General features: G+C 61.8%; 17 protein-coding genes and 2 pseudogenes. 7 read left to right on the top strand and 12 right to left on the bottom strand.

What is annotated here, in order from left to right:
* Together ASC80_RS23895 and ASC80_RS21465 are read left to right on the top strand one after the other, a co-directional pair.
* Positions 1–139: pseudogene (locus tag ASC80_RS23895) on the top strand (succinate--CoA ligase subunit alpha); the annotation flags it as partial.
* 158 nt (positions 140–297) lie between these two features.
* A complete protein-coding gene (locus tag ASC80_RS21465; RefSeq protein WP_056301742.1) occupies positions 298–1,026 on the top strand; it encodes a GntR family transcriptional regulator in 729 nt (242 codons plus the stop codon).
* A gap of 34 nt (positions 1,027–1,060) precedes the next feature.
* Here ASC80_RS21465 and ASC80_RS21460 read toward each other — a convergent pair whose 3' ends face one another.
* The 6 genes from ASC80_RS21460 to gcl form a co-directional block, all read right to left on the bottom strand.
* The gene (locus ASC80_RS21460) at positions 1,061–1,834 is read right to left on the bottom strand and encodes a fumarylacetoacetate hydrolase family protein (protein WP_056301740.1); all 774 of its coding nucleotides are present in this window, start codon (positions 1,832–1,834) and stop codon (positions 1,061–1,063) included.
* A gap of 34 nt (positions 1,835–1,868) precedes the next feature.
* On the bottom strand, positions 1,869–3,281 hold the full coding sequence (pyk, locus tag ASC80_RS21455; protein ID WP_056301830.1) for a pyruvate kinase: 1,413 nt from the start codon (positions 3,279–3,281) through the stop codon (positions 1,869–1,871).
* Positions 3,282–3,367: 86 nt separating this feature from the next.
* The gene (locus ASC80_RS21450) at positions 3,368–4,393 is read right to left on the bottom strand and encodes a 2-dehydropantoate 2-reductase (protein ID WP_056301738.1); all 1,026 of its coding nucleotides are present in this window, start codon (positions 4,391–4,393) and stop codon (positions 3,368–3,370) included.
* A 62-nt stretch (positions 4,394–4,455) separates the two neighbouring features.
* Positions 4,456–5,352, bottom strand: coding sequence for a 2-hydroxy-3-oxopropionate reductase (gene glxR / locus ASC80_RS21445; RefSeq protein ID WP_056301737.1), 897 nt, complete (start codon positions 5,350–5,352; stop codon positions 4,456–4,458).
* A 34-nt stretch (positions 5,353–5,386) separates the two neighbouring features.
* Positions 5,387–6,175 carry a hydroxypyruvate isomerase gene (gene hyi, locus ASC80_RS21440; RefSeq protein WP_056301735.1) on the bottom strand — a complete coding sequence of 263 codons (789 nt, stop codon included), beginning with the start codon at positions 6,173–6,175 and terminating at the stop codon, positions 5,387–5,389.
* A gap of 44 nt (positions 6,176–6,219) precedes the next feature.
* Complete coding sequence (gene gcl / locus ASC80_RS21435) at positions 6,220–8,013, bottom strand: glyoxylate carboligase (protein WP_056301734.1); 1,794 nt, start codon at positions 8,011–8,013, stop codon at positions 6,220–6,222.
* 191 nt (positions 8,014–8,204) lie between these two features.
* On the opposite strand from gcl, the gene bhcR reads away from it, so the two are divergent.
* Positions 8,205–9,035, top strand: a complete 831-nt coding sequence (gene bhcR, locus ASC80_RS21430; RefSeq protein WP_056301732.1) for an HTH-type transcriptional regulator BhcR — start codon at positions 8,205–8,207, stop codon at positions 9,033–9,035.
* Positions 9,036–9,038: 3 nt separating this feature from the next.
* Here bhcR and sucD read toward each other — a convergent pair whose 3' ends face one another.
* Together sucD and sucC are read right to left on the bottom strand one after the other, a co-directional pair.
* Complete coding sequence (sucD, locus tag ASC80_RS21425) at positions 9,039–9,920, bottom strand: succinate--CoA ligase subunit alpha (protein WP_056301729.1); 882 nt, start codon at positions 9,918–9,920, stop codon at positions 9,039–9,041.
* A gap of 3 nt (positions 9,921–9,923) precedes the next feature.
* Positions 9,924–11,093, bottom strand: coding sequence for an ADP-forming succinate--CoA ligase subunit beta (gene sucC / locus ASC80_RS21420; RefSeq protein WP_056301727.1), 1,170 nt, complete (start codon positions 11,091–11,093; stop codon positions 9,924–9,926).
* A 292-nt stretch (positions 11,094–11,385) separates the two neighbouring features.
* Here sucC and ASC80_RS21415 point away from each other — a divergent pair, with 292 nt between their 5' ends.
* From ASC80_RS21415 to ASC80_RS21405, 3 genes are all read left to right on the top strand, one after another.
* Positions 11,386–12,378: an NAD(P)H-dependent flavin oxidoreductase gene (locus ASC80_RS21415; RefSeq protein WP_056301726.1), complete on the top strand. Its 993-nt coding sequence runs from the start codon at positions 11,386–11,388 to the stop codon at positions 12,376–12,378.
* Between the two features lie 33 nt (positions 12,379–12,411).
* Positions 12,412–13,380, top strand: a complete 969-nt coding sequence (locus ASC80_RS21410) for a zinc-binding dehydrogenase (RefSeq protein WP_056301724.1) — start codon at positions 12,412–12,414, stop codon at positions 13,378–13,380.
* Between the two features lie 112 nt (positions 13,381–13,492).
* Positions 13,493–14,857 carry a cation diffusion facilitator family transporter gene (locus tag ASC80_RS21405; protein WP_056301722.1) on the top strand — a complete coding sequence of 455 codons (1,365 nt, stop codon included), beginning with the start codon at positions 13,493–13,495 and terminating at the stop codon, positions 14,855–14,857.
* 23 nt (positions 14,858–14,880) lie between these two features.
* On the opposite strand, the gene ASC80_RS21400 is transcribed toward ASC80_RS21405, so the two are convergent.
* Complete coding sequence (locus ASC80_RS21400) at positions 14,881–15,684, bottom strand: SDR family NAD(P)-dependent oxidoreductase (protein WP_056301721.1); 804 nt, start codon at positions 15,682–15,684, stop codon at positions 14,881–14,883.
* 374 nt (positions 15,685–16,058) lie between these two features.
* Here ASC80_RS21400 and ASC80_RS23295 point away from each other — a divergent pair, with 374 nt between their 5' ends.
* Entirely contained in the window at positions 16,059–18,530 is a 2,472-nt protein-coding gene (locus tag ASC80_RS23295) for a PAS domain-containing sensor histidine kinase (protein WP_244487331.1), read from the top strand.
* On the opposite strand, the pseudogene ASC80_RS21380 reads toward ASC80_RS23295, so the two are convergent.
* The 3 genes and pseudogenes from ASC80_RS21380 to ASC80_RS21370 form a co-directional block, all read right to left on the bottom strand.
* Positions 18,451–21,348 (bottom strand): annotated as a pseudogene (locus ASC80_RS21380) (bifunctional [glutamine synthetase] adenylyltransferase/[glutamine synthetase]-adenylyl-L-tyrosine phosphorylase); the annotation flags it as partial. The gene ASC80_RS23295 and the pseudogene ASC80_RS21380 overlap by 80 nt on opposite strands.
* Positions 21,345–22,799: a sensor histidine kinase gene (locus ASC80_RS21375; RefSeq protein ID WP_056301711.1), complete on the bottom strand. Its 1,455-nt coding sequence runs from the start codon at positions 22,797–22,799 to the stop codon at positions 21,345–21,347. The pseudogene ASC80_RS21380 and the gene ASC80_RS21375, both read right to left, overlap by 4 nt.
* Positions 22,783–23,508 (bottom strand): response regulator transcription factor, encoded by a 726-nt coding sequence (locus ASC80_RS21370; RefSeq protein ID WP_056301709.1) that lies wholly within the window; start codon positions 23,506–23,508, stop codon positions 22,783–22,785. The genes ASC80_RS21375 and ASC80_RS21370 overlap by 17 nt, the downstream gene beginning before the upstream one ends.
* Positions 23,509–23,756: the final 248 nt, after the last annotated feature.

Here is a 23,756-nt window from a genome sequence, read left to right as displayed (position 1 = left end):
CGGCGGAAAGGGCGACGCCGAGTCCAAGATCACCGCCATGGAAGCCGCCGGCATCATCGTCTCCCCGTCCCCCGCAAGACTCGGCACAACTCTTGTCGACATTCTAAAGGGCGGCCACGCCGAACGGCGAACGGCTTAAAAGGCGAGATTTTCCAGGGTCTTAGTTGGCCCCGGGGGCCCATTATTTCATCGGCGGCGACGTTATCCGCCCTCGACTTCTGGGCTGTGGTGGATCAAATAACTGATACAAGATTGCAGTTGAATCGCGCCGCATTGACCAGAAAGAGAGATTGCCCCGTGAAACCACGTACCCAACGGGCCGCAGCCACCAAAGCCAGCCCCGAACTTGTCGTTGAACGATTTGCTCCCGAGCAGACTTTCAAGACCCGGGCTTACGAGGCGCTGAAGCAGGCAATCCTCGGCATGGAAATCTACGCCTCCCCCGAGCCGACCTGGATCGACGAGCGTCAGTTGTCCGAGCAGCTCGGCGTCAGCCGCACACCGGTGCGCGAAGCGATCGTGATGCTCGAGCACGAAGGACTGGTGAAATCGGTTCCGCGCAAGGGCGTGATGGTTCTCAAGAAAACCAAGCGCGAAGTGATCGACATGATTCAGGCGTGGGCCGCGCTCGAGAGCATGGCCGCGCGGCTGGCGACGCTGAACGCCAGCGACGCCGACATCGCGGGTCTGCGCACGCTGTTTCAAGGGTTCAACGAAGGTCACAAGCCTTCCGACCACCTCAGCGAATATTCATCCGCCAATCTCCAGTTTCACCAGACGATCGTGAAACTCTCCGGCTCGCAGGTGCTGGTCGACATGACCGAGCAGATTCTGCTGCACGTCCGCGGCATCCGTCAGATCACCATCGGCCGCGACGATCGCGCCACGCGCTCGATGATCGATCATCTCGCGATCATCGATGCGATCGAAAAGCGCGACACCGAACGCGCGATGAAACTATCGCGCGATCACACGCTCGGCCTTGCGGCATACGTCGAGGCCCACAGCGAAGGCATCCTCGAGTAACACGCGCCGCGCCCTCCTCGCTGCCTGCTGAGTTCTATTGCGTGAATTGATTGCGCAGCGTACCAATGCCATCGATCACGACTTCGATGGCATTCGATGCATCCTTCATCGTGCCGACACCCAATGACGTGCCGCAGCAGATCAGATCGCCCGGCAACAGCGTCATATCATGCGAGATGCGGCTGACGAGTTGCGCGCTTGAGAAAATCATATCGGCGATCGGATAGTTCTGCCGCTCCTGCCCGTTCAAGATCGTGCGCACCACGAGCTTCGAGGAATCCAGCCCGGTCGCGATCACCGGCCCGAACGGGCCGAAGCCATCGAAGCTCTTGGCGCGGACCCATTGCGCAAAGGTTGGATCTTTCGAGATGATGTCCGCCGCAGTCACGTCGTTGACACAGGTGTAGCCGAAGACAGCGTTCGCAGCTTCCTGCTCCGAGCCGTTGGTACAGCGCTTGCCGACGACAATGCCCAGTTCGCCCTCATAGACAACCTTGCCGGAATAGGACGCCGGCCGTGGGATCGTCGCACCGGGGGCGGTGATGCTGGTGTTGGCTTTCATCAGATACAGCGGATCCGGCGGCTCCGCGACATTGAGCTTGGCAGCTAGCGCGTGGAAATTATTCCATAGCGCGATCACCTTCGTTGGTTCCGACGGCGGCAATACCTGAACATCTGAAAGCGCCAGCTTGCGACCGGTGGCTTTCGGCGCATCGAACATGTCGCCGGAATATTCGCTGACGGTATCGCCGTCGAGCGCCCCGAATCCGGTGACGCCATGCGCGCTGTATCGCATCCAGTGAGCCATAGGTCCTCTCATGAAAAAATCCGGGTCGAACCGCTCAGACAGTGACGACGCGCAAATTATTGGTTGAGCCCGACATCCCGAACGGGACGCCTGCGACGACAACGATGTTTTCACCGGGCTGGGCCAAGCCGCTCTCACGCGCGTGATGCACCGCCTGCTCGACCATCTCATCATAGGTCGCGATGTCATCGGAGTGGATGCTGCGCGAACCCCAAACCAGTACGAGCCGCCGCGCGATCGATTCATGCGGCGTAACGCTGAGGATCGGCGTACGCGATCGCTGTCGGGCAATGCGGCAAGCCGTGGTGCCGCTGAACGTGAACGCGACGATGCAGGCCGCACCGATGTCACTGGCGACAGTCGCCGCGGCGGCTGAAATCGCATGCTGTGGCAGCGGATCAGTTTCCGGATGCAGCGCAGCGATGATCTGCGCATAATCCTTGTGGCGCTCAGTCCGCGCGATAATGCGATCCATCGTCGCGACCGCTTCGACCGGATACTGCCCCGACGCGGATTCAGCCGACAGCATCACCGCGTCCGCACCGTCGTAGATTGCAGTGGCGACGTCGGATGCCTCGGCGCGGGTCGGCGTTGGCGTTAAGATCATCGATTCCAGCATCTGGGTGGCGATGATGACGGGCTTGCCTGCCAGGCGGCACAGCCTGACCAGATCCTTCTGCGCGCCTGGAACGTCTTCCGGCGGAATCTCGACGCCGAGATCGCCGCGCGCAACCATGATCGAATCCGACAGCGACACGATATCCGCAATCCCAGACAAAGCCGCCGGCTTCTCGATCTTCGCCATTACACCTGCCCGTCCGCCGACAAGCTGGTGTGCTTCGATGATATCCGAGGCGCGCTGCACGAACGAGAACGCAACCCAGTCCACTCCAAGTGCGAGACCGAACTGGAGATCGCGTCGATCCTTTTCTGTGATTGGCGACAGCGCCAGCAACGTGTCCGGCAGATTGACGCCCTTGCGATCGCTGACCACCCCCCCGGCGATGACCTTTGCCTCGATCGTGTGATCGCCTAATCCGCTCACCGACAGCCGGACCTTGCCATCGTCAATGAGAAGCTGCTGGCCGGGCATGATCGCCTCGAACACCTCCTTGTGCGGAAGCGGCAGGGTTTTTCCGTCGGGCGAGGTCGACGCCAGCACGAATTTGACGGTGTCCCCGGTCGCAAGCGTTTGCTTGCCACCCTCCAGTGCGCCAAGACGAATCTTGGGTCCCTGCAGATCCTGAAGAACGGCGATCGGCGCGCCGACATCGCGCTCCACGGCACGAATGGCATCATAACGAGCACGATGGTCGTCATGGCTGCCGTGGCTGAAATTCAGCCGGAACATGTCGACGCCGGCATCATAGAGCTGCCGGATCATTTCAGGGGACGAACTGGACGGCCCCAGCGTTGCAACGATTTTCGCGCGCCGATTGCGACTCATGATCCTGCCCTTCTTCACTCGAGGGATTGCTGAAACACACCGCCTGCGGGCAGCGCGAAGGCCCTGCGATGCGCCTTCAGGACATCTTACGACGCCCTGGCCTCGATCTCCAGCAACGGCGCGGCTTCTGGGAATGTCGGATACACGCCCTTCACCCGCGCCATCTGCTGCACCAGTGCCAATACGCTGTCGATATAAGGCGTGTTGACATGCGCGAGCCTGCCCATCTCCTGCACCGCAGTAAGCAGCGCATCGACCTCCAGCGGCCGCCCCTTGTCAAGATCCTGCAGCATCGAAGTGCGATGCGCGCCGACGCCGGCTGCGCCGTTGATGCGGCGCTCGACATCGACGCGGAAACGCGCGCCGAAATGTTCACCTATCTTTTGCGCCTCGACCATCATGTTGCGCGCCACTTCGCGGGTGCCCGAATCGGTTGCGATCACATCGAGCGTCGCATGGGTCAGCGCCGACAACGGATTGAAGCAGAGGTTGCCCCACAGCTTGATCCAGATGTCATCGCGGATGTCGTCGTATAGACGCGGCTTGAGCCCGCCCCTGGTGAGCGCATCCGCGAACTGGGCCAGACGATCGCTCGGTTTGCGGTTCGGCTCACCGAGACCGAACGTGTCGCCATAGATATGCTTGATCACGCCGGGTTCGATGATTTCGGTTGCCGGATAGACGGTCGCGCCGATCACCCGCTCCGGGCCGATCGCGTTCCACTGCCGGTTGTCCGGATCGACGCTCTGCAGGCGGAGCGACGCAAACTCGTCGTCGAGGCCGTAGAAATACCACCACGGGACGCCGTTCTGGGCCGTGACCACCGCCGTGTTCGGCCCTAGCAGCGGCTTCATCTGCTCGGCGGATTCCCACGCCTGATGAGCCTTCAATGCGACGATGACGTAATCCTGTGGTCCGAGGTCCTTCGGGTCACTCGACGCCGGCATTTCCGCCACCCGTTCCTGGTCGCCGATCAGGAGCTTGAGCCCATGCTTCCGGATCGCTGCAAGATGCGCGCCGCGCGCCACCAGCGAGACGTCAACACCACCCTGCTTGAGCAGAACTGCCATGTAACCGCCGATCGCGCCGGCGCCGAAGATACAAACCTTCATCTGGTCCCCTCAAGCAAAGTGGCCGCCGCCCGGATCAATTGATCCGGACGGCGGCCGGTTGTTCAACTCGGATCTGGCGCAACCTGGTGATTGGCCATCAGTTCAAGCGCACGCACCATGCCGGAATGGTCCCACGCCTTGCCGCCATTGGCGGCGCAAGCGTTGAACAATTCCTGTGCTGTCGCGGTATTCGGCAGCGATACGCCGAGCGATTTCGCGCCCTGCAGTGCGAGATTGAGGTCCTTCTGATGCAGTTCGATCCGGAAACCCGGATTGAACGTGCGCTTGATCATGCGCTCGCCGTGCAGTTCGAGAATCCGCGAGGTGGCAAGGCCGCCCATCAACGCCTGCCGCACCTTGACCGGATCGGCGCCCGCCTTGGATGCGAACAGCAAGCCTTCCGCCACCGCCTCGATGGTCAGCGCCACGATGATCTGGTTGGCAACCTTGGTGGTCTGGCCGTCGCCGTTGCCGCCGACCAGCGTCACGTTCTTGCCCATCAAATCGAACACCGGCTTGACCTTGTTGAAGGTCGCATCCGATCCGCCGACCATGATGGTGAGGCTTGCCGCCTTGGCGCCGACTTGGCCGCCGGACACCGGTGCATCGAGATACTCGCAACCGAGCTTGTTGATCTTCGCCGCGAACTCCTTGGTTGCGATCGGCGAGATCGAACTCATGTCGATGACGATCTTGCCTTTCGACAGGCCTTTCGCCACGCCATCGTCCGCAAACAGCACTTCCTCGACCTGCGGCGTATCCGGCACCATGATGATAACGATGTCGGCAGCCTCGGCGACTTCCTTGGGCGAGCCTTTCGACTCCAGCCCCTTGGACACGAGCTCCGACGGCGCGGGCTTGCGATGGGCCGAGGTGAAAACCTTGTTGCCGCCCGCAATCAGGTGGCCCGCCATTGGCGCGCCCATGATGCCCAAACCAATAAATCCGATATTTGCCACGGGTTTCTCCCTATGTTTTTGAGTTGCCACGTACCTATTTCACAGGAGTGGCATAGGGTGCAAACCACCCGAGACCGTCGGATGTGGTTTTTTCAGGCTTGTATTCGCAGCCGATCCAGCCGTCGTATCCGATCTTGTCGAGATATCGAAAAAGGAACGGATAGTTGATTTCGCCGGTGCCCGGCTCGTGGCGGCCGGGCGTGTCGGCAAGCTGTATATGAGCGATGTGACGCAGGTTTGACTCAATGGTCGGCGCGAGATCGCCCTCCATGATCTGCATGTGATAAATATCGTATTGGACAAACAAATTGTCCGATCCAACCGCATCGATGAGCGCGACCGCCTGAGCCGTATTGGTGAGATAGAATTTCGGGATGTCGCGGGTGTTGATCGGTTCGATCAACAGTTTGATGCCTTCGGCCTTCAGCGCGCTCGCTGCGAACTTCAGGTTATCGACGAACGTATCCTTGAGAGCCTTGGCGTCCACTCCATCCGGCACCAGGCCAGCCAGACAATTCACCTGCGGGCAGTCGAGCGCTTTGGCATAGCCGATCGCGATCTTCACGCCCGCACGGAATTCATCGACGCGATCCGGCAGGATCGCAATGCCACGCTCGCCCTTGTCCCAGTTGCCCGCCGGCAGATTATGAAGCACCTGCGTGAGCTTGTGAGCCCTGAGTTGCTTCGCCAGTTCATCGGCTGAAAATGCGTAGGGAAACAGATACTCGACACCGGAAAACCCGGCACGCGCGGCGGCCTCGAGGCGGGCGAGAAAATCCACTTCGTTGAAAAGCATCGTCAGGTTGGCTGCAAAGCGCGGCACGGTCGTCCTCTTTCGCGTATCTGGTTGTCTCAACCGGTCCGATTTCAGACCGGCTGCAAGGTGCGCGGCGCAGTGGCCGTGGCGGGCGTGTCGTCGAGCGGAAGATCAAGCACCTCCTCGAACTCGACGATGTTGTCGATCTCGGTGCCCATCGCGATGTTGGTGACGCGCTCGAGAATGAACTCGACCACCACCGGCACGCTGAATTCCGCCATCAATTTTCGCGCGCTCGCGAATGCCGCCTGCGCATCCTTCGGATCGGTGACACGGATCGCCTTGCAGCCGAGGCCCTCAGCAACCGTGACGTGATCGACGCCGTAGGCACCGATCTCCGGCGCGTTGATGTTCTCGAACGAGAGCTGGACGTGATAGTCCATGTCGAAGCCGCGCTGTGCCTGACGGATGAGACCCAGATACGAGTTGTTCACGACGACGTGGATGTAGGGCAGCTTGAACTGCGCGCCCACCGCCAATTCCTCGATCAGGAACTGGAAATCATAATCGCCCGAGAGTGCGACGATCTCGCGTGTCGGATCGGCGGCGCGTACACCGAGCGCGGCCGGCAGCGTCCAACCCAACGGTCCCGCCTGCCCCGCGTTGATCCAGTGTCGCGGCTTGTACACGCCGAGAAATTGTCCGCCGGCAATCTGCGACAGGCCGATCACGCTGACGTAGCAAGTGTCGCGGCCGAACGCCTTGCTCATTTCCTCGTAAACGCGCTGCGGCTTGATCGGAATGTTGTCGAAGTGGCTTTTCCGCAGCATCGAGCGTTTGCGGTCCTGACAGGCCGCGGGCCATGCCTGGCGCTCCTTCAGCTTGCCCGCCTTGCGCCATTCCCTGGCAACAGTGACGAACAGTTCGAGCGCGGCCTTCGCGTCCGACACGATGCCGAGATCGGGATCGAACACGCGCCCGATCTGCGTCGGCTCGATGTCGACGTGCACGAACTTGCGGCCCGTGGTGTAGGTCTCGATCGAGCCAGTGTGCCTGTTGGCCCAGCGATTGCCGATGCCGAGCACAAAATCGGACTCCAGCATCGTCGCATTGCCGTAACGGTGGCTGGTTTGCAGGCCGACCATGCCGGCCATCAGCGGATGATCGTCCGGGATCGCACCCCAGCCCATCAGCGTCGGCACCACCGGCACGTTGACGGTTTCGGCGAAGGCGACCAGCAAGTCCGATGCATCGGCATTGATAATGCCGCCGCCTGCGACAATCAGCGGCTGCTCGGCGGCGTTGAGCATCTCAAGGGCCTTCTCGATCTGCTTGCGATTAGCGACGGGCTTGTAGACCGGCAGGGCCTCGTAGGTATCGGCGTCGAATTCGATTTCAGCGACTTGCACATCGATCGGCAGGTCGATCAGCACCGGCCCCGGGCGGCCCGAGCGCATCACATGAAAGGCCTGCTGAAACACGCGCGGCACCAGCGCCGGTTCACGCACGGTGACAGCCCACTTGGTGACGGGCTTCGCGATCGATTCAATATCGACCGCCTGGAAGTCTTCCTTGTACATGCGCGCGCGTGGCGCCTGCCCGGTGATGCACAGGATCGGAATCGAATCCGCGATCGCTGAATAAAGCCCGGTGATCATGTCGGTGCCAGCAGGCCCCGAAGTGCCGATGCATACGCCGATGTTGCCGGCCTTGGCGCGCGTGTAACCTTCGGCCATGTGCGAAGCGCCCTCGACGTGGCGAGCGAGGATGTGACCGATCGAGCCGCTCTTCTTGAGCGCCGAATACAGCGGATTGATCGCCGCGCCCGGAACGCCGAACGCCTGCGTCACGCCTTCCTTTTCTAGGACAAGAACGGCGGCATCGATTGCTCTCATGCGGGCCATAGGCACCTCCCTACCAAAACGGTTGGTGTACGAAATGCCAAATTGACTCGATCGTCAATTTATTCCAGAATATTTTTCCATTTCTGATTTTAGGCGATTATTCAAATAATAACAGATGCTTGGAATTTTCTATCGTCTTTAGTGGAATATGGATCGGAAAAATATTCTGTTGACCTCGAGGAAACCCACTTATGACCATCATCGAGCAAAGCCGAAAGCGCGGGCGTCCGCGATCGTTCAAACCGCAAAGCAAGGCAGGCGCGATCCAGGCGCTGGATCGTGGTCTCGCGCTGTTGCGTATCGTCGCCGAAGCGGATGGCCTGACGCTCACAGATCTCGCGCAGCGCTCCAACCTCGCCCCCTCCACTGTTCATCGGCTGTTGTTCACGCTCGAGGCGCATCGTTTCGTCGTTCACGATGACGAGCGCGGGTTGTGGCAGGTCGGGGTCGATGCCTTCCAGATCGGGACAGCGTTCCTGCGCAACCGCCGCCTCGCCGGCATCGGCCGCGACGCGATGCGCCAGTTAATGGAGCAAACCGGCGAGACGGTGAATCTCGGGATCGAGGACGGCGGCGAAGTCGTGTTCATCTCGCAAATGGAAAGCCACAACACCCTGCGCGCCTTCTTCCGTGCCGGCTCGCGCAGCGTGATGCACGCTTCCGGTGTCGGCAAGGCGTTGCTGTCGGGGATGACCGAACAGCGCGTGCGGCAGATAGCGTCGGTGAAAGGGATGCCTCGCTTCACTGACAGAACGCTCATCGATCCTGCGGCGCTGCTGGCAGAGCTTGCCGAAAGCAGGCGACGCGGCTGGGCAGTGGACGATGAGGAGCGCACGCTGGGAATGCGCTGTGTCGCGGCGCCGATTTTCAACGAGCATGGCGAAACCATCGCGGCAATCTCGATGTCGGGACCTTCGGTGCGGATCACACCGCAGCGCCTCAGCGAGCTGGGTCCGCTGGTGATGCGTGCCGCCGATCAGATCACCGCCTCGATCGGAGGCGCGCTGACGCGCAGGAACTGAAAGTTAGTGCGTCGGGATCAGCGCCTGTCGCATCGTCGCGCCGACGAGATGGGCACTGCGTGCGATTCGTACACCGGCCTTTTCCAGCGCGGCGATCTTGCTGTTGGTGTCCCCTCGTCCATACAGCGTCAGCGTTCCGGCGTGGCCCATACGGCGCTCGGGCGGTGCGTGCTGGCCGGCGACGAACGCAACGATCGGCTTCGTCATCTTTCGGCCCTGCAGGTATTCTGCGACGTCCTGCTCTTCGCTGCCCCCGATTTCGCCAATCAGGATGATACCGTCGGTTTCGGGGTCGGCAAGAAACAGATCGAGGCAGTCCACCATGCCGATGCCGTGGATCGGATCGCCGCCGACGCCCACCGTGGTCGATTGACCGAGCTTTTCGGCGCTGACCTGCGCCACAACTTCGCTGGTCAGCGACGCTGAGCGCGACACGATGCCGATCGAACCTTCACGCGCGCTACCGGTCGCCATCACGCCGATCATGCACACGCCCGGCGCGAGAATACCCTGCGAATTCGGGCCAACCAGCCGCGTCCGCGAGCCGTTGAGCGCCTGACGCACACGCACCATGTCAAGCGCGGGCACTCGTTCAGTGACGGCTACGATCAATGGAATCTCCGCTTCGATCGCCTCGATCATTGCGCCCGCGGCCTGCGCCGGAGGCACGAAGATCATGCTGGCGTTGGCGCCGGTCTCGGCCGCCGCTTTCGCCACGGTGTCGTAAACCGGCAGGTTGAGATGCGAACGGCCGCCCTTGCCCGGCGTCACGCCGGCCACCACCGACGTGCCGTATTCCATCATCCGCGAGGTGTGATGGGTGCCGGCCCAGCCGGTCATGCCCTGGCACAGCACGCGCGTATCTCTGTCCACGAGGATTGCCATGGCTCAAGCTCCCTTGCGCGCGATTTCGACGGCGCGGGTCGCGGCCGTCCACATGTCCGGACATTCGATTATCGGGCAGCCGAAATTCACAAAGCGCGACCGCGCGAATTCCGCATTGTTGCCGGCAAGCCGCGCGATGACCGGAAGCGACCGGCCGGTGCGACGCATCGCGATGCCGAGCCCTTCGGCGATGGTGTCGCACGGTTGCATGCCGCCGCCATGGACGTTGACGAGAATGGCCCTGGTGGCCGGATTGTCGAGCAGCAGGCCGAAGCCATAAGCCACATCGCGTGTGGTCGCTGTGGTGCGGATGTCCATGAAGTTCGCCGGGCGGCCCTTTGCCTGGCACACCATGTCCACCGTCGCGAGCCCGAGCCCTGCGCCGTTGGCGACGAGCCCGATATCGCCGTCCATGCTGACATAGTTGAGCTGATGATTCTGCGCTTCATGCTCACGGCGATCGATCTCGCCTTCGTCTCGCAGCGCCGCGAGTTCGGGATGACGAAACAGCGCGTTGTCATCGAGCGCCATCTTGACGTCGAGCGCCTGGAAGCCGTCGCGCGTGATCGCCAGCGGATTGATCTCGATCAGGCTGGCGTCGAGTTCGACGAACGCTCGGCGCAGGCCATCGACGATGGTCTCGAATGCCGGGATCAGGCGGTTGTCGATCCGGATGTTATGAGCAAATGCAGCGACTGCGTCCGCCTGGCGGGTCTTGCCATCGCCGAGGCCGAGCTTTTCGAGGCGCAGTTCGCCGCGCGCGGCGCGCTCCTCGATGTCATCACCACCGCGCGCACTGCCGATGAGCATCACCTGGCCGGATTTGCCGTCAACCAGCAGCGCGAGGTGCAGTTCGTGGACGCTCTGCACGCCGACCTCGACATAGATCCGCTTGACGATGCGGCCTTCCGGCCCGGTCTGCGCCGTGACCAGCTTTTTACCGAGCAACTTGGCTGCGGCCGCCTTCGCCTCAACCGGTGAATTGACGATATGGATGCCGCCGGCCCTCGCCCGGCCGCCGGCATGGACTTGCGCCTTGACGACGATGGCGGACGGCCCGAGGTCGACGGCAATCGCTTCCGCCTGTTGAGGGGTAATGGCGACGCGCCCGCCCGGTGACGGCAATCCGTAACCGGCCAGCAGTTCTTTGGCCTGAAATTCGTGCAAGTTCATCTGGCACCTCCCGGTCGACGCTCTATTGGGCCGAAACCGCGTGTTCTGGCGACACTGAGCCCGTTCGGGCGCTCGGGTTCGGAGATACAAACGACTTGGTATACTAAATACCAGAAGATTTGAGCTGCCGCAACGGCTCAAATCGGCCTTTTTGCGCTGCCCCGCCCTCGTCATAGGCATCACTCGCCTACGGCGATTTACTCCCGGCCGACAATCTTCTTAGGTGGCGCCAAGGTCGGGCAGCACAACCCGGCCATGACAACAATCAAGCGGAAATGTTCAGAGGTTCTCGATGATCAAGACGAGGTTCACCGAACTGGTAGGTGTCGAACATCCGATCGTTCAGGGCGGGATGCAGTGGGTCGGGCGCGCGGAACTGGTCGCAGCGGTCGCCAACGCCGGGGCGCTCGGCTTCATCACAGCGCTGACGCAACCGACCCCGGAAGACCTGCGCAAGGAAATCGCTCGCTGCCGTGAGATGACCGACAAGCCGTTCGGCGTGAACCTCACCATCCTGCCGACGATCAAGCCGCCGCCCTATGCGGAGTACCGGCAGGCGATCATCGAAAGCGGCATCAAGGTCGTCGAGACCGCCGGCAACAAGCCGCAGGAGCATGTCACCGAATTCAAGAAGCACGGCATTGTGGTCGTGCACAAATGCACCAGCGTCCGTCACGCGCTGTCAGCGGAGCGGATGGGTGTCGATGCGATCTCGATCGACGGCTTCGAATGCGCCGGTCATCCAGGCGAAGACGATACCCCGGGCCTGATCCTCATTCCCGCCGCGGCTGACAAGGTGAAAATCCCGATGATCGCTTCGGGCGGCTTTGGCGACGGTCGCGGCCTGGTGGCGGCGCTGGCGCTCGGCGCCGAGGGCATCAACATGGGCACGCGATTCATGTGCACCAAGGAAAGTCCGATCCATCAGCGGGTGAAGGAGCAAATCGTCGCCAATGACGAACGCGCCACCGAATTGATCTTCCGCACCATGCGCAATACGTCGCGTGTCGCCAAGAACAGCGTCAGCACCAAGGTCGTCGAACTGGAAAAGGAAGGCACGACCTTCGATCAGGTTCGCGATCTGGTGGCGGGTGCGCGCGGGCGCGGCGTTTACGAGAATGGCGACCCGGAAGCAGGCGTGTGGTCGGCCGGCCAGATCCAGGGCTTGATCCACGACATTCCGACCTGCGCCGAACTGGTTGCGCGGATCGTTCGCGAGGCAGAGGATATCATTGCGGCGCGACTCGACAGCATGATGGCGAGCCGGCGCATGGCCGCGGAATAAATTTCAAGAACATCACTCAAAGAGAAACGTCCAATGAAAGCCTATGTCTACGGCGCCAGCGGCGCAGCCATCACCGACATTGCGAAGCCCGAGCCAAGGGGCTCGCAGGTACTGGTCAAGGTTCACACCTGCGGCATGAATCGCGCCGACCTCGGCATGATCAAAGGACACGTGCATGGCGCGGCGGGTGGTGCCGGCACCGTGCTCGGAATGGAGTTTGCGGGGGAGATCGCGGCGCTCGGACCGGATGCCAAGGGCTTGAAGATCGGAGACCGGGTGATGGGTTCGGGCGGCGGCGCTTATGCCGAATACGCGGTGACCGATTGTGGCCGCGTGTTTCCGATCCCGGCATCGATGGGTTACGAGACCGCGGCGACGCTCACTCTGGCGCTGACCACGATGCACAACGCGGTGGTCACCATCGGTGGCCTTCACCCCGGACAGAGCGTGCTGGTGCAAGGCGCCAGCGCCGGCGTCGGCCTGATGGCGATGCAGATCGCGAAGCTCAAAGGCGCGAAACTTGTCGCGGGTTCATCGACCGATGCAGCCCGCCGCGCCCGGTTGAAGGAATGCGGCGCCGATCTCGCGATCGACTCCAGCGATCCAAAATGGGTCGACGAAATTCTGAAAGCAACCGGCGGCAAGGGCGTCGACCTGATCATCGATCAGGTCTCGGGCAAGCTCGTCAACCAGAACCTCGCGGCGACCAAGGTGCTCGGTCGCATCGTCAATGTCGGCCGCCTCGGCGGCACCCACGCCGACTTCGACTTCGATCTCCATGCCGCTCGCCGCATCAGCTATATCGGCGTGACGTTCCGCACCCGGTCGATCGAGGAAATCCGCGACATCTTCGCACAGGTCAAGGCCGATCTCTGGCCGGCATTGGAAGCGGGCAAACTGAAACTGCCAATCGACAAGGTATTTCCATTCGCCGACATTGCGCAGGCCGTCGACCACATGTCGACAAACAAGCACTTCGGGAAAATTGTACTGAAATTGTGACGGCTACACGGAGCGAGACGCCTGCTGCGAATGAGACGCAATGCAGACAGTATCGGATCAATTGACGCCCACGCCCTGATCGTGACATGAGGCGGGTCAACCGGGACCCGTCATGAGTGCCAAGCGAAAGGTTGCTGCCATTTCGATCGTCGCCAGCGGCAGCATGGCGGCGGCGAAGTTTGCTGTCGGCATTGCCATCGGCAGCGTGGCGATGATCTCTGAGGCGCTGCACAGCACGGTCGATCTGATTGCCACCGTTATTACCTGGATCGTGGTCGGGGTTGCCGACAAGCCTGCCGACGCCGAACATCATTACGGCCATGGCAAGCTGGAAAGCCTGTCGGCGCTCGGCATCATTGCCCTGCTCTACATCCTTGCCGGCGGCATTGTTGTGGAGGCTTACGGCCGGCTGCAGGAAGGCGCGATACCGCCCACCCTGTCGGCCATTCCTTTCGTTGTTCTGATCATCGATATCTTCGTCAACGTTTGGCGCGCACGCGTGCTGCACAGTACTGCCCGCGAAACCAACAGCCAGGCGCTGGCAGCGGATGCGCTGCACTTTGCATCCGACGTGCTCGGCTCGAGCGCAGTCATTTTCGGCCTGATCCTGATCTGGCTCGGTTACGACTGGGGCGATGCCGCGGCGGCCATCGCCGTAGCGGTGTTGATCTCCCTGCTCGGTTTGCGCCTTGGCCGCGAGACCATCGAGACACTGCTCGATCAAGCCCCTAAAGGCGTTGCGGAGATCGCTAACCGAGCGATCCTGTCAGTCGACGGCGTGATCGACATCGAGCGGCTGCGCGTCCGCATGGTCGGCCCGACCCACTTCATCGATGCTGCCGTCCACGTCCCCCGCACCTATCCAATCGATCGCATCGACGAGATCAAGCGCAAAGCGCAGAATGCGACGGTCAAGGCGCTGGGCGATGCCGACCTGACATTCACCGCCATCCCGGTCGCCCGCGACAATGAAAGCGTTCGCGAGCGGATCATGGTGATCTCCCGCAACAGCGGTCTAGCGATCCATCATGTCACCGTCCATGACCTCGGCGGCAAACTGATCGTCAGCATCGACCTTGAGATCGATGCCAACATGCCGTTGGTCGACGCCCATGAAGTCACGCGAGAACTGGAGAGCGCGATCCGCAGTGAATTCGGCTCCGATGTCGAGGTCGACACCCACATCGAGCCGCTTGAGCCGGAATTGCCGCACGGCACCGATGCCGATTCCGGGCGCGTCATCGAAATTGCTCAAGAACTGGCGCACCTTGCTGCCCGCGATGGCGCGATCCACGACATCCATAACGTCCGGGTGCGTAACACCGAAGCTGGCGAGATCGTCAATTTCCATTGCCGTGCGACACCGTCGATGACGGTGATCGACGTCCACAACAATGTCGACGAGATCGAGCGCGCCCTGCGGCGCGCCTATCCCACCGTCAAGCGGGTCATCAGCCACGCCGAACCGGAACGCTAGCGATCCAGTTCGGCGAAACTGTTTTAGCTGACCTTCAGGGTGATGCCGCCATCGACCACCAGTTCGATGCCGGTCACGTAGCGCGATTCATCCGACGCCAGGAACAGTGCGGCGTTGGCAACATCCCACGCCTCGCCCATGTGCCCCATAGGCACCTGCGCATCACGCGCCCGCCACATCGCCTCGACGTCGCCCTTGGCATAGCTCGCCGCCAGCCCGGCCGAATGCTCGACCATCGGCGTCTTCATCAATCCCGGCAGTACCGCGTTCACCCGGACGTTCTGCGGCGCATACTGAACCGCAGTGGAGCGCGTCATCTGGTTCATCGCCGCCTTGGTGGTTGCGTAGGTTATGTAGGACACGCCGAGATGCCGGATCGATGCAATCGAAGAAATATTCACGATCGAGCCGCCACCCTGCTTCACCATCACCGGGATGACGTGCTTCATCGCGAGATAGGCACTTTTCAGGTTGATCGCGAAGACGCGGTCCCAGTCGGCTTCCTCCACCTCGACGACGCTGCCGACCTCGGCGATGCCGACATTGTTGTCCAGGATATCGATGCGCCCGAACGCCTTGAGGCACGCCGCCACCATCGCCTGAATATCGCTTTCCTTCGCCGCATCGGCCGCGAAAGCTTCCGCCTTGCCGCCCTCGCCGGCGATGATTTTAGCAGTCTCCTCGGCGGCCTTGACGTTGCGGTCGACGCAGAACACTTGCGCGCCCTCGCGCGCGAACGTGACTGCAGTGGCCTTGCCGTTGCCCCAGCCCGGCCCGATCGAACCCGCGCCAACGACGATGGCGGTCTTTCCCTTCAGCCGATCCATTTTTGTTTTCTCCCGCAGCGTTTGCCTGCCTCCTGATTAGGTAGGCTTTCAGGCTTCGGCAAGTGTTCTCGCGAGCGACGCCGGCCGAGAAGCGTGCACCGCCGGGATCGCGACGCAGAGACGATGCAGCGCCGGCGCGATGCGTTTCTATATTTTGTATCGCCACAAAGCGCGACGACGCAGCGCGTTCGCGTTTCGGACTCAAATTGTCGCGTGATCGAGTCAGAATTCTTCTTGGGACAACATTTATTTCGCATTAACGATTCGTTGACTCTCGACAGGGCGCCGAATCTGGATTCAAATCGCCTTCGATTCGGAAGGGCATCTCATCCTTCTGGACGGGGTGCGGAAAGACGATCCAAGGGGGCGAAGGCATGGCGCGTGCGCACACAGCGAGCACGTGTGTCCAATCCGATTCGATAAAGGGATTGGCCGAGTCGATCGCGAAGCCCGCGTATCATCGTCTGCTCATTGCCGAGCCTGCGTTGCGCCGCGCCGTCCCGATTCTCATCATCGCGTTTCTGGTCACGATCTGCATCGGCGCCTTCGTCCAGGTGCTTGACCAGACCCGGCACAAGCAAGCCTCGGTCAAACGCGACCTGGCGGCATTGGCGGATGTTCTCGCCGAGCGCCTCAACCGCAGCGGCACCATCCGTTACGATCGTGCCGCCACTGCGGAACGTCTGCAGGACCTGCTGCCGTCACTGATCCCCGCATGGGGCAACGCCCCCGGCCGCCGCATCATCATCGGCGGCATCGAACAACGTATTCTGGCGAGCCTGCCAGCTGACGAGGCCGGCAACGACAAGGCTCTCGTCGATCTGCTCGGCACCGTGCAGGCTGTCGCCGCGCAGGCGACCGAGAATACCGTCATCGAACTTACCCTGCCGAACGGCAATGCGGCGCTGACAACCCAGCGCGCCGTGAAGTGGCTTCCCGGCCAGATCGTGGTCGTTCAGGAGCAGGCCGAGTCGCTATGGCGTTCCGATACCGCACTGCAGATCACGCTGTCGGCAACCACCGGCTTCGTGGTGCTGATCCTCGGTTTTGCTTTCCATTGGCAATCGACCCGCGCCCGCGAGGGCGACCTGATCAACGACGCCGTACGCGGCCGGATCGACACGGCCCTGAACCGCGGCCGCTGCGGCCTGTGGGATTGGGATCTGTCGCGGGGCCGGATCTTCTGGTCGCAATCGATGTTCACGCTGCTCGGGCTTGAGAACCGCAACGATCTGCTGGCGTTTGGCGAAGTCAACGCGCTGGTGAATCCGGAAGATATCGCTCTCCTCGACATCGCCGAACAACTCATGTCGGGCACGATCACCCAGATCGACCAGACCTTCAGGATGCGGCATGCCCAGGGTCACTGGATCTGGCTCCGGGTGCGGTGCGAATTGAGCCACGGCACCAGTGGCGACGATGGCATCCACCTGATCGGCATTGCCGTCGACATGACCGAGCAAAAGAATCTCGCCGAGAAGACCGTCGAAGCCGATCTGCGGCTGCGCGACGCCATCGAGACCATTCCCGAAGCGTTCGTGCTGTGGGATGCCGACAACCGCCTCGTGCTGTGCAACTCCCATTTCAAGCGCCTGCACAAGCTCCCCGATTCAGCAGTGATGCCGGGTACGTCCTATGAGACGGTGATCGAAGTCGGGCGGATGCCGGAAGTCCGTGCGCGGCTGCCCGAAGCCGTCTCCCGGGCGCCGGGCACCCGCACCTTCGAGGCTCAGCTTGACGACGGGAGCTGGCTCCATATCAGCGAGCGGCGCACCAAGGACGGCGGCTACGTCTCCGTCGGCACCGACATCACCCAGATCAAGCTTCACGAACAGAAGCTGGTCGAAAACGACATGCGGCTGACCGCCAGTGTCATCGATCTCAAACGCTCGCAAACGGCGCTCGAGCGGCAGGCCAGCGAACTCGCTGATCTGGCGCAGAAGTATGCCGAGGAAAAACAGCGGGCCGAGGAAGCCAATCAGACCAAGTCCAAGTTCCTCGCCAACATGAGCCACGAGCTGCGTACGCCGCTCAACGCCATCATCGGTTTCTCGGAAGTGATGGGTAGCGGCATGTTCGGTGCGCTCGGCTCGGAAAAATATCAGGAATACTGCCACGACATCCTGACCAGCGGAAACTACCTGCTGGAGGTCATCAACGACATCCTCGACATGTCGAAGATCGAAGCCGGCCGGATGAAGTTCGATCTCGAACGTCTCGATCTGGCGCAAACGCTGACGGAATCGCTGCGTGTCGTCTCCGGCCGCGCCGAGAACAAGAACCTCAGCCTAGAGGCCGACATCGAAGACGCCGTCCCGGTGATCGCCGATCGCCGCGCGATGAAACAGATCGTCGTCAATCTGCTGTCGAACGCGGTCAAGTTCACCCCGGACAACGGCCGCGTCATCGTCCGCAGCCGCGTGGTCGGTGACACCGTACGGCTGATGATCGCCGACACCGGCATTGGCATTGCGCAGCAATCGCTTGCGCGCCTCGGCCGTCCATTCGAGCAGGTCGAAAGCCAGCTCACCAAAAGTTATCACGGTTCGGGGCTTGGCCTCGCCATCGCCAAGTCGCTGGTTCATTTGCACGACGGCTCGATGAAGTTGCGCTCGAAACTCGGCGTTGGAACCGTCGTCTATGTGACGCTGCCGTGCGACCCCCGCAGCGAAATCGCCGCCGAAATCATCCCCGCTCCGGCGGCCGCGCCTCGAGGTTCCTCAAGAAAATCGCGCGAACTTCGGCTTGTGTCTCCCGAACCTGGGCTTCAAGCGCCGAAAAATCAGGCGCGTCGCCGGCTCGCGTCATCACGCGCAGCAGATCCTCTCCCGCGGTTTCCGGCTTGAACCCGGAGCTGACGCAGAGCCGCAGGATTTGCGTCAGGTCGTGATAGAGCCGCGCCGCCGGGCGCAACACATCCGCGTCCGACGACGGCAGGACACCGAGCCTGACCGCGTTGTCCAGAACCTGAAGCGTCCTGACGCTGAGGATGTCCGGCTTGTCCGCAGCGTGGACCAACTGGAGATACTGCGCCAGAAACTCGATATCGATCATGCCGCCGGCGGCATATTTCAGATCCCAGATGTCTTTGTCGCCCTTCTCGTCGGCGATCGCCTGACGCATCTCCAGAACATCGTTGGCGATGATCGTCATGTCGCGGCGGCGCGTCAGCACCTCGCGAATGACATACTCGATCTTCTCCTTGAAGCCCGGCGAGGACGAAATCACCCGCGCCCGCGTCAGCGCCATGTGCTCCCAGGTCCAGGCTTCATGATCCTGATACTCGGCAAAGGAATCGATCCGCGTTGCGACCGGTCCCGCACGGCCTGACGGTCGCAACCGCATATCGACTTCGTACAGCACGCCGTAATTGGTCCGCGTCGTGAAGGCGCTGATCAACCGCTGGGTATAGCGCGCGAAATATTGCGCGCCATGGAGTGAGCGCGCGCCGTCGGAGTCCGGATTGTCGTGGTCGAAGTCGTAGATCAGGATCAAATCGAGATCGGACGACGCCGTCATCTCACGGCTGCCAAGCTTGCCCATAGCAAGGATGGCGGTCTCCTGCCCCTTGATGTGCCCGTGCTGCGCGACGAACTGCTCGCTGACCAGCCCGTGCACCGTGCGCACGACGCCTTCAGCCACGTCGGCAAAGGCGACGCTGGCATGCTGGGCCGAGACTGTACCGGAAAGAATCCGTGTACCGATGAGGAATAGACTTTCCTGACCGAACAGGCGCAAGCGATCGAGAAACTCTTCATATGAATCCGCATCGGCGAGCGTGGCCGCAAGCCGCGCGGACAACTCGCCCTGATCCGGCATCGCGCCGAAAAAGCGCGGATCGACCAGGCCATCCATCGTTTGGGGATGGCGGGCGAGCATGTCGCCGAGGCGGGGCGCGGCGCCCAGAATGAGCGCCACCAGCGCAACGATGTCCTTGTTCTGGCTGAGCAGCGAGATCAGCCGCCCACCGCGGGTCAGCGCCTGCAGGAAACGGTCGAATGCGTTGACTGCGGCGTCGGGCTCTTCGGCGCGCGCCAGTCCGCGGATCAGGTCGGGCACGAACTGCTGGAACGCTTCACGCGTGGCATCCACCCGGAAGACGCGATAATCGCCCGTCATCCAGGTCTTCACGGTTTCGGCGACCATCTTCGGCGTCTTGAACCCGAGCTTGAGCAGATGATCCTGCAAACGCAGATCGTCGGGGCCGGCATTGTAATCGATGTCTGGAAGCTTTTCGGTTCCGGCCGGGTCGCCCTCGAACAATCGCTCATAGTGGTTCTGGACGCATTTGAGATGTGCGAGCAGATCGGCGGCGAAGGCATCGCGGCTATCGTAACCGAAGAAGCGCGCGAAACGCTCGACGTCTTCGGCCCGCTCGGGAAGGCTGTGAGTCTGCTCGTCGGCGATCATCTGAATGCGATGCTCGACCCGCCGCAGAAACTCGTAAGCGATGGTCAGTTGGTCGCGTGCCTCAGCCGTGATCCAGCTGTTCTCGGCCAGAACGGCGAGCGTCTCCAGCGTCGGTCGAATACGCAATTCGGGGTGCCGCCCGCCAGCAATCAATTGCTGGGTCTGTGCGAAGAATTCGATTTCGCGGATGCCGCCGCGGCCGACCTTGACGTTGTGACCCTCGACCGAGATTTCGCTCTGCCCGCGAAACGTCTGCATCTGCCGCTTCATGTCGTGGACATCGGCAAGCGCCGCAAAATCGAGATGCTTGCGCCAGACGAACGGCGCGATTTCGGCCAGCAGCGCGTTACCGGCTTCGATATCGCCGGCGCACGGAAGCGCCTTGATCATCGCCGCGCGTTCCCAGGTCCGCCCTTCCCGTTCGTAATAATTCAATGCGGCTTCGGTCGAAATCGCAACGGGTGTCGAGGCCGGATCCGGCCGCAGCCGGAGATCGACCCGAAACACATAGCCGTCGCCCGTGCGCTGGGACAACAGGCGTGACATGCCCTGCGCGATCTTGACGAAGAACGGCGTCGGCTCGACATCCTCACCGAGTGCAGGGCGCTCGCGTTCGTAAAACACGATCAGATCGATGTCGCTGGAGTAATTCAACTCGCCCGCGCCCATCTTGCCCATGGCAACGATGATGAGACCGCTGCCGTCCTCGGGACGCTCGGGGTCGCGTGGCTTGAACCGGCCACGCTCGGCTTCCTGTGTCAGCAGATAGCGAACCGCACTCTGGATCGACGATATCGCGAGGTCGGTCAGCGCCTTCGTCACGCGCATCACCGGCCAGACCCCGCCGATATCGCACAGCGCGATCAGCAGCGCGGCTTCGGATTTCAGGCGCCTGAGATGCTGCATGACGTCGGCATCGTTGTCCGACGCCGCCACGCCTGCCCTCGCCCGCGCGATCAATTCTTCCAAGCAAGCGTCGGGATCGCACGACAGCAGCCGCGCGCCCCGCGAAGGATCGAAGCGCAGCAAATCGAACAGATAGGGAGAAGCCTCGGCGATCCCCTCAAAAATCGCTTTCGCGTGCGGATACCGGTCCAGGATTGCTCTGAGGGTCTCGGCCTGCGGGGGATCGATGTCCGCGAGCCAGCCGGCGACGCGTTCCTGCGCCTCCGCCGGAGCAGACAATTGCGGTCCGGTCACGAAGCGCGCGGCCAGGGTGAATCGGTCCGCGTCGCCATTCGCGGGTAGTTTCATACGGTCTTTTGTTCCACGTCCCGCCTTGGGATGGCAAGCGTCGCGCGCAGCCCCGGATGGGCATCGCTGAGTCGCAGGTCGCCACCATGCAATGTCGCAACGGCCGACGCCAGACTTAAGCCCAGCCCTGAGCCGGGCTGGGTACGGCTTGCTTCGAGGCGAACGAACCGCTCCACCGCACGCTGGCGGTCGGCGTCCGGAATACCGGGGCCATGGTCGGTGACACTGAATTCGATGCCGTGATCGATGCGCCGGGCCTCGATCAGAATATCTGCCGGTCCCAGGCTGGATTTGATCGCGGATTCCGGCTCGGGCTTGTTGCTGTCCTTCGCGGCGGCATGAACCGGTTCGCCGTACTTGATCGCATTTTCAACCAGATTGGCCAGAGCCTGACTGATCAATTCGCGGTTGCCGTGGATGGTCGCGGTGTCGGCTTTGACAGCGAGCGTCAAGCCCTTGTCCTCAGCCAGCGGCTCGTAAAGTTCCTGGATGCTGTGGGCAACTTCGGACGCGTCGAAATCGATCATATTGTCCCGCGCCTGCCCGGACTCGGCGCGCGCGATCATCAGGAGGGCGTTGAAGGTACGGATCAGGCCGTCGGATTCATCGATCGTCCGTTCCAGCGCCGCACGATATTCGCCCTCATTTCCGGCTTTCGCCAGCGCGTCCTCGGCCCGGTTTCTCAGTCGTGTCAGCGGCGTCTTGAGATCGTGGGCGATGTTATCGGACACCTCCTTGAGGCCCGCCATCAAGGCCTCGATTCGCTCCAGCATGGCGTTGAGATTTTCCGCGAGACGATCAATTTCGTCGCCACTCCGGCCCACCGGCAGACGCTCGCTGAGATCGCCCGCCATGATCCGCTGTGTCGTCCCGGTCATCGCATCGATCCGGTGCAACACACGGCGGGCGACAAAAATGCCGCCGGCGAGACCAAGGACGAATACGATCAGGACCGACCATTGCCCCGCCTTCGCGACGATGCCGAACAGCCGCCGCCGCTCTTCCAGATCGCGGCCAATCAGGAGACGGAATCCGCCGGACAACTGGGCAACACGCACCAGAGCGAAATGGGTTCGTGCATCAGTTTCGTCGAGCCGGCGATAAGACGCCTCCGCCCAGCCGGGCGTATCCATCACTCCCGGTTGCAGCGAGCCGACATTACCGGCGACCGCCTGCCCTTGCGCTGTCGTGACGAGATAGAGATTGGCGCCCGGCCGCAACGCGCGATTTTCGACGGCGAATACCAGCGCGCGAATGCCGCCCCGGGTGTACTGGTTTTGCAATTCGACCAGTTCACCGTTCACCGTTTCAGTGATTTGTTCGGTGATCATGCGCCGCGTGTTCCAGGCAAAATAGCCCAGCAGCGAAAACGCAAATAATGCAAACAAAAAAAGATAGGCCAGCGTCAACCGGAACGCAGTCGTGCGGACAAGTTTACCGAATGCCGTCACGAATCATGTATCCGGCGCCGCGAATGGTATGCAGCAGAGGCTGCGCGTAGCCTTTGTCGATCTTCGAGCGCAAACGTGAGATGTGGACGTCGATCACATTGGTCTGCGGGTCGAAATGATAATCCCAGACGTTCTCGAGCAGCATGGTGCGGGTCACCACCTGACCGGCGTGCTTCATCAGATATTCAAGCAGGCGGAATTCGCGAGGCTGCAGCGTGATCTCGTCGTTGCCGCGGGCGACACGATGGGACAAACGATCGAGTTCAAGGTCGCCGACACGATAGCTCGTCTCCTCGGACGGGCCGCCATGACGCCGCGACAGCACCTCGACCCGCGCCAGCAATTCAGCGAATGAATAAGGCTTCGGCAGATAATCGTCGCCGCCGGCGCGCAATCCCTTGATACGATCGTCAACCTGACCGAGTGCGGACAGAATGAGGGCCGGCGTCCTGTCGCCCTTATCGCGCAGTGTCCCGATCAGGGACAGGCCGTCGCGCTTCGGCAGCATGCGATCGACCACAAGGACGTCGTAATCGCCGGATTCGGCGAGCACCAGCCCCTCCTCGCCATCGCTGGCAAGATCGGCGACATGACCGACCTCGCGAAACGCCTTAACGAGGTAATCGGCGGATTCGCGGTCGTCTTCAACGATGAGCAATCGCATCTGTGATTCGTCTGAGGTCGGGACAGCTTCGCTTTTCATAACCATGACGCCGGGACCATTTTCTTGCAAGGCGGTGAAATGCCACCCGGGACAGAAACGGGCGGCGAGGCTGGGGAGACCTCACCGCCCGCTCGCACAATCCGCCAATGAACAAGCAACTGGGCGAACCATGCGCTCTTCGACGGAGGGGGGCGAATTCCATCGAAGAGAAGAATTGGAGGGGACGAGCTTGCGGCCCGTCCCCCGGGAAGGAGCCGTCGGCGGGGGCGATTGATACCGGCGACACTCCCCAT

The organism is Afipia sp. Root123D2, from assembly GCF_001425835.1.
Lineage (GTDB): Bacteria > Pseudomonadota > Alphaproteobacteria > Rhizobiales > Xanthobacteraceae > Afipia.
This window is presented reverse-complemented; position numbering and strand designations above follow the sequence as displayed.

Bases quoted from the DNA above. Each gene is read 5' to 3' on its own strand.
- ASC80_RS21460 (WP_056301740.1), bottom strand. From the start codon at position 1,834: ATGGCTCACTGGATGCGATACAGCGCGCATGGCGTCACCGGATTCGGG.
- pyk (WP_056301830.1), bottom strand. From the start codon at position 3,281: ATGAGTCGCAATCGGCGCGCGAAAATCGTTGCAACGCTGGGGCCGTCC.
- ASC80_RS21450 (WP_056301738.1), bottom strand. From the start codon at position 4,393: ATGAAGGTTTGTATCTTCGGCGCCGGCGCGATCGGCGGTTACATGGCA.
- gcl (WP_056301734.1), bottom strand. From the start codon at position 8,013: ATGGCCCGCATGAGAGCAATCGATGCCGCCGTTCTTGTCCTAGAAAAG.
- bhcR (WP_056301732.1), top strand. From the start codon at position 8,205: ATGACCATCATCGAGCAAAGCCGAAAGCGCGGGCGTCCGCGATCGTTC.
- sucD (WP_056301729.1), bottom strand. From the start codon at position 9,920: ATGGCAATCCTCGTGGACAGAGATACGCGCGTGCTGTGCCAGGGCATG.
- sucC (WP_056301727.1), bottom strand. From the start codon at position 11,093: ATGAACTTGCACGAATTTCAGGCCAAAGAACTGCTGGCCGGTTACGGA.
- ASC80_RS21415 (WP_056301726.1), top strand. From the start codon at position 11,386: ATGATCAAGACGAGGTTCACCGAACTGGTAGGTGTCGAACATCCGATC.
- ASC80_RS21410 (WP_056301724.1), top strand. From the start codon at position 12,412: ATGAAAGCCTATGTCTACGGCGCCAGCGGCGCAGCCATCACCGACATT.
- ASC80_RS21405 (WP_056301722.1), top strand. From the start codon at position 13,493: ATGAGTGCCAAGCGAAAGGTTGCTGCCATTTCGATCGTCGCCAGCGGC.
- ASC80_RS21400 (WP_056301721.1), bottom strand. From the start codon at position 15,684: ATGGATCGGCTGAAGGGAAAGACCGCCATCGTCGTTGGCGCGGGTTCG.
- ASC80_RS23295 (WP_244487331.1), top strand. From the start codon at position 16,059: ATGGCGCGTGCGCACACAGCGAGCACGTGTGTCCAATCCGATTCGATA.
- ASC80_RS21370 (WP_056301709.1), bottom strand. From the start codon at position 23,508: ATGGTTATGAAAAGCGAAGCTGTCCCGACCTCAGACGAATCACAGATG.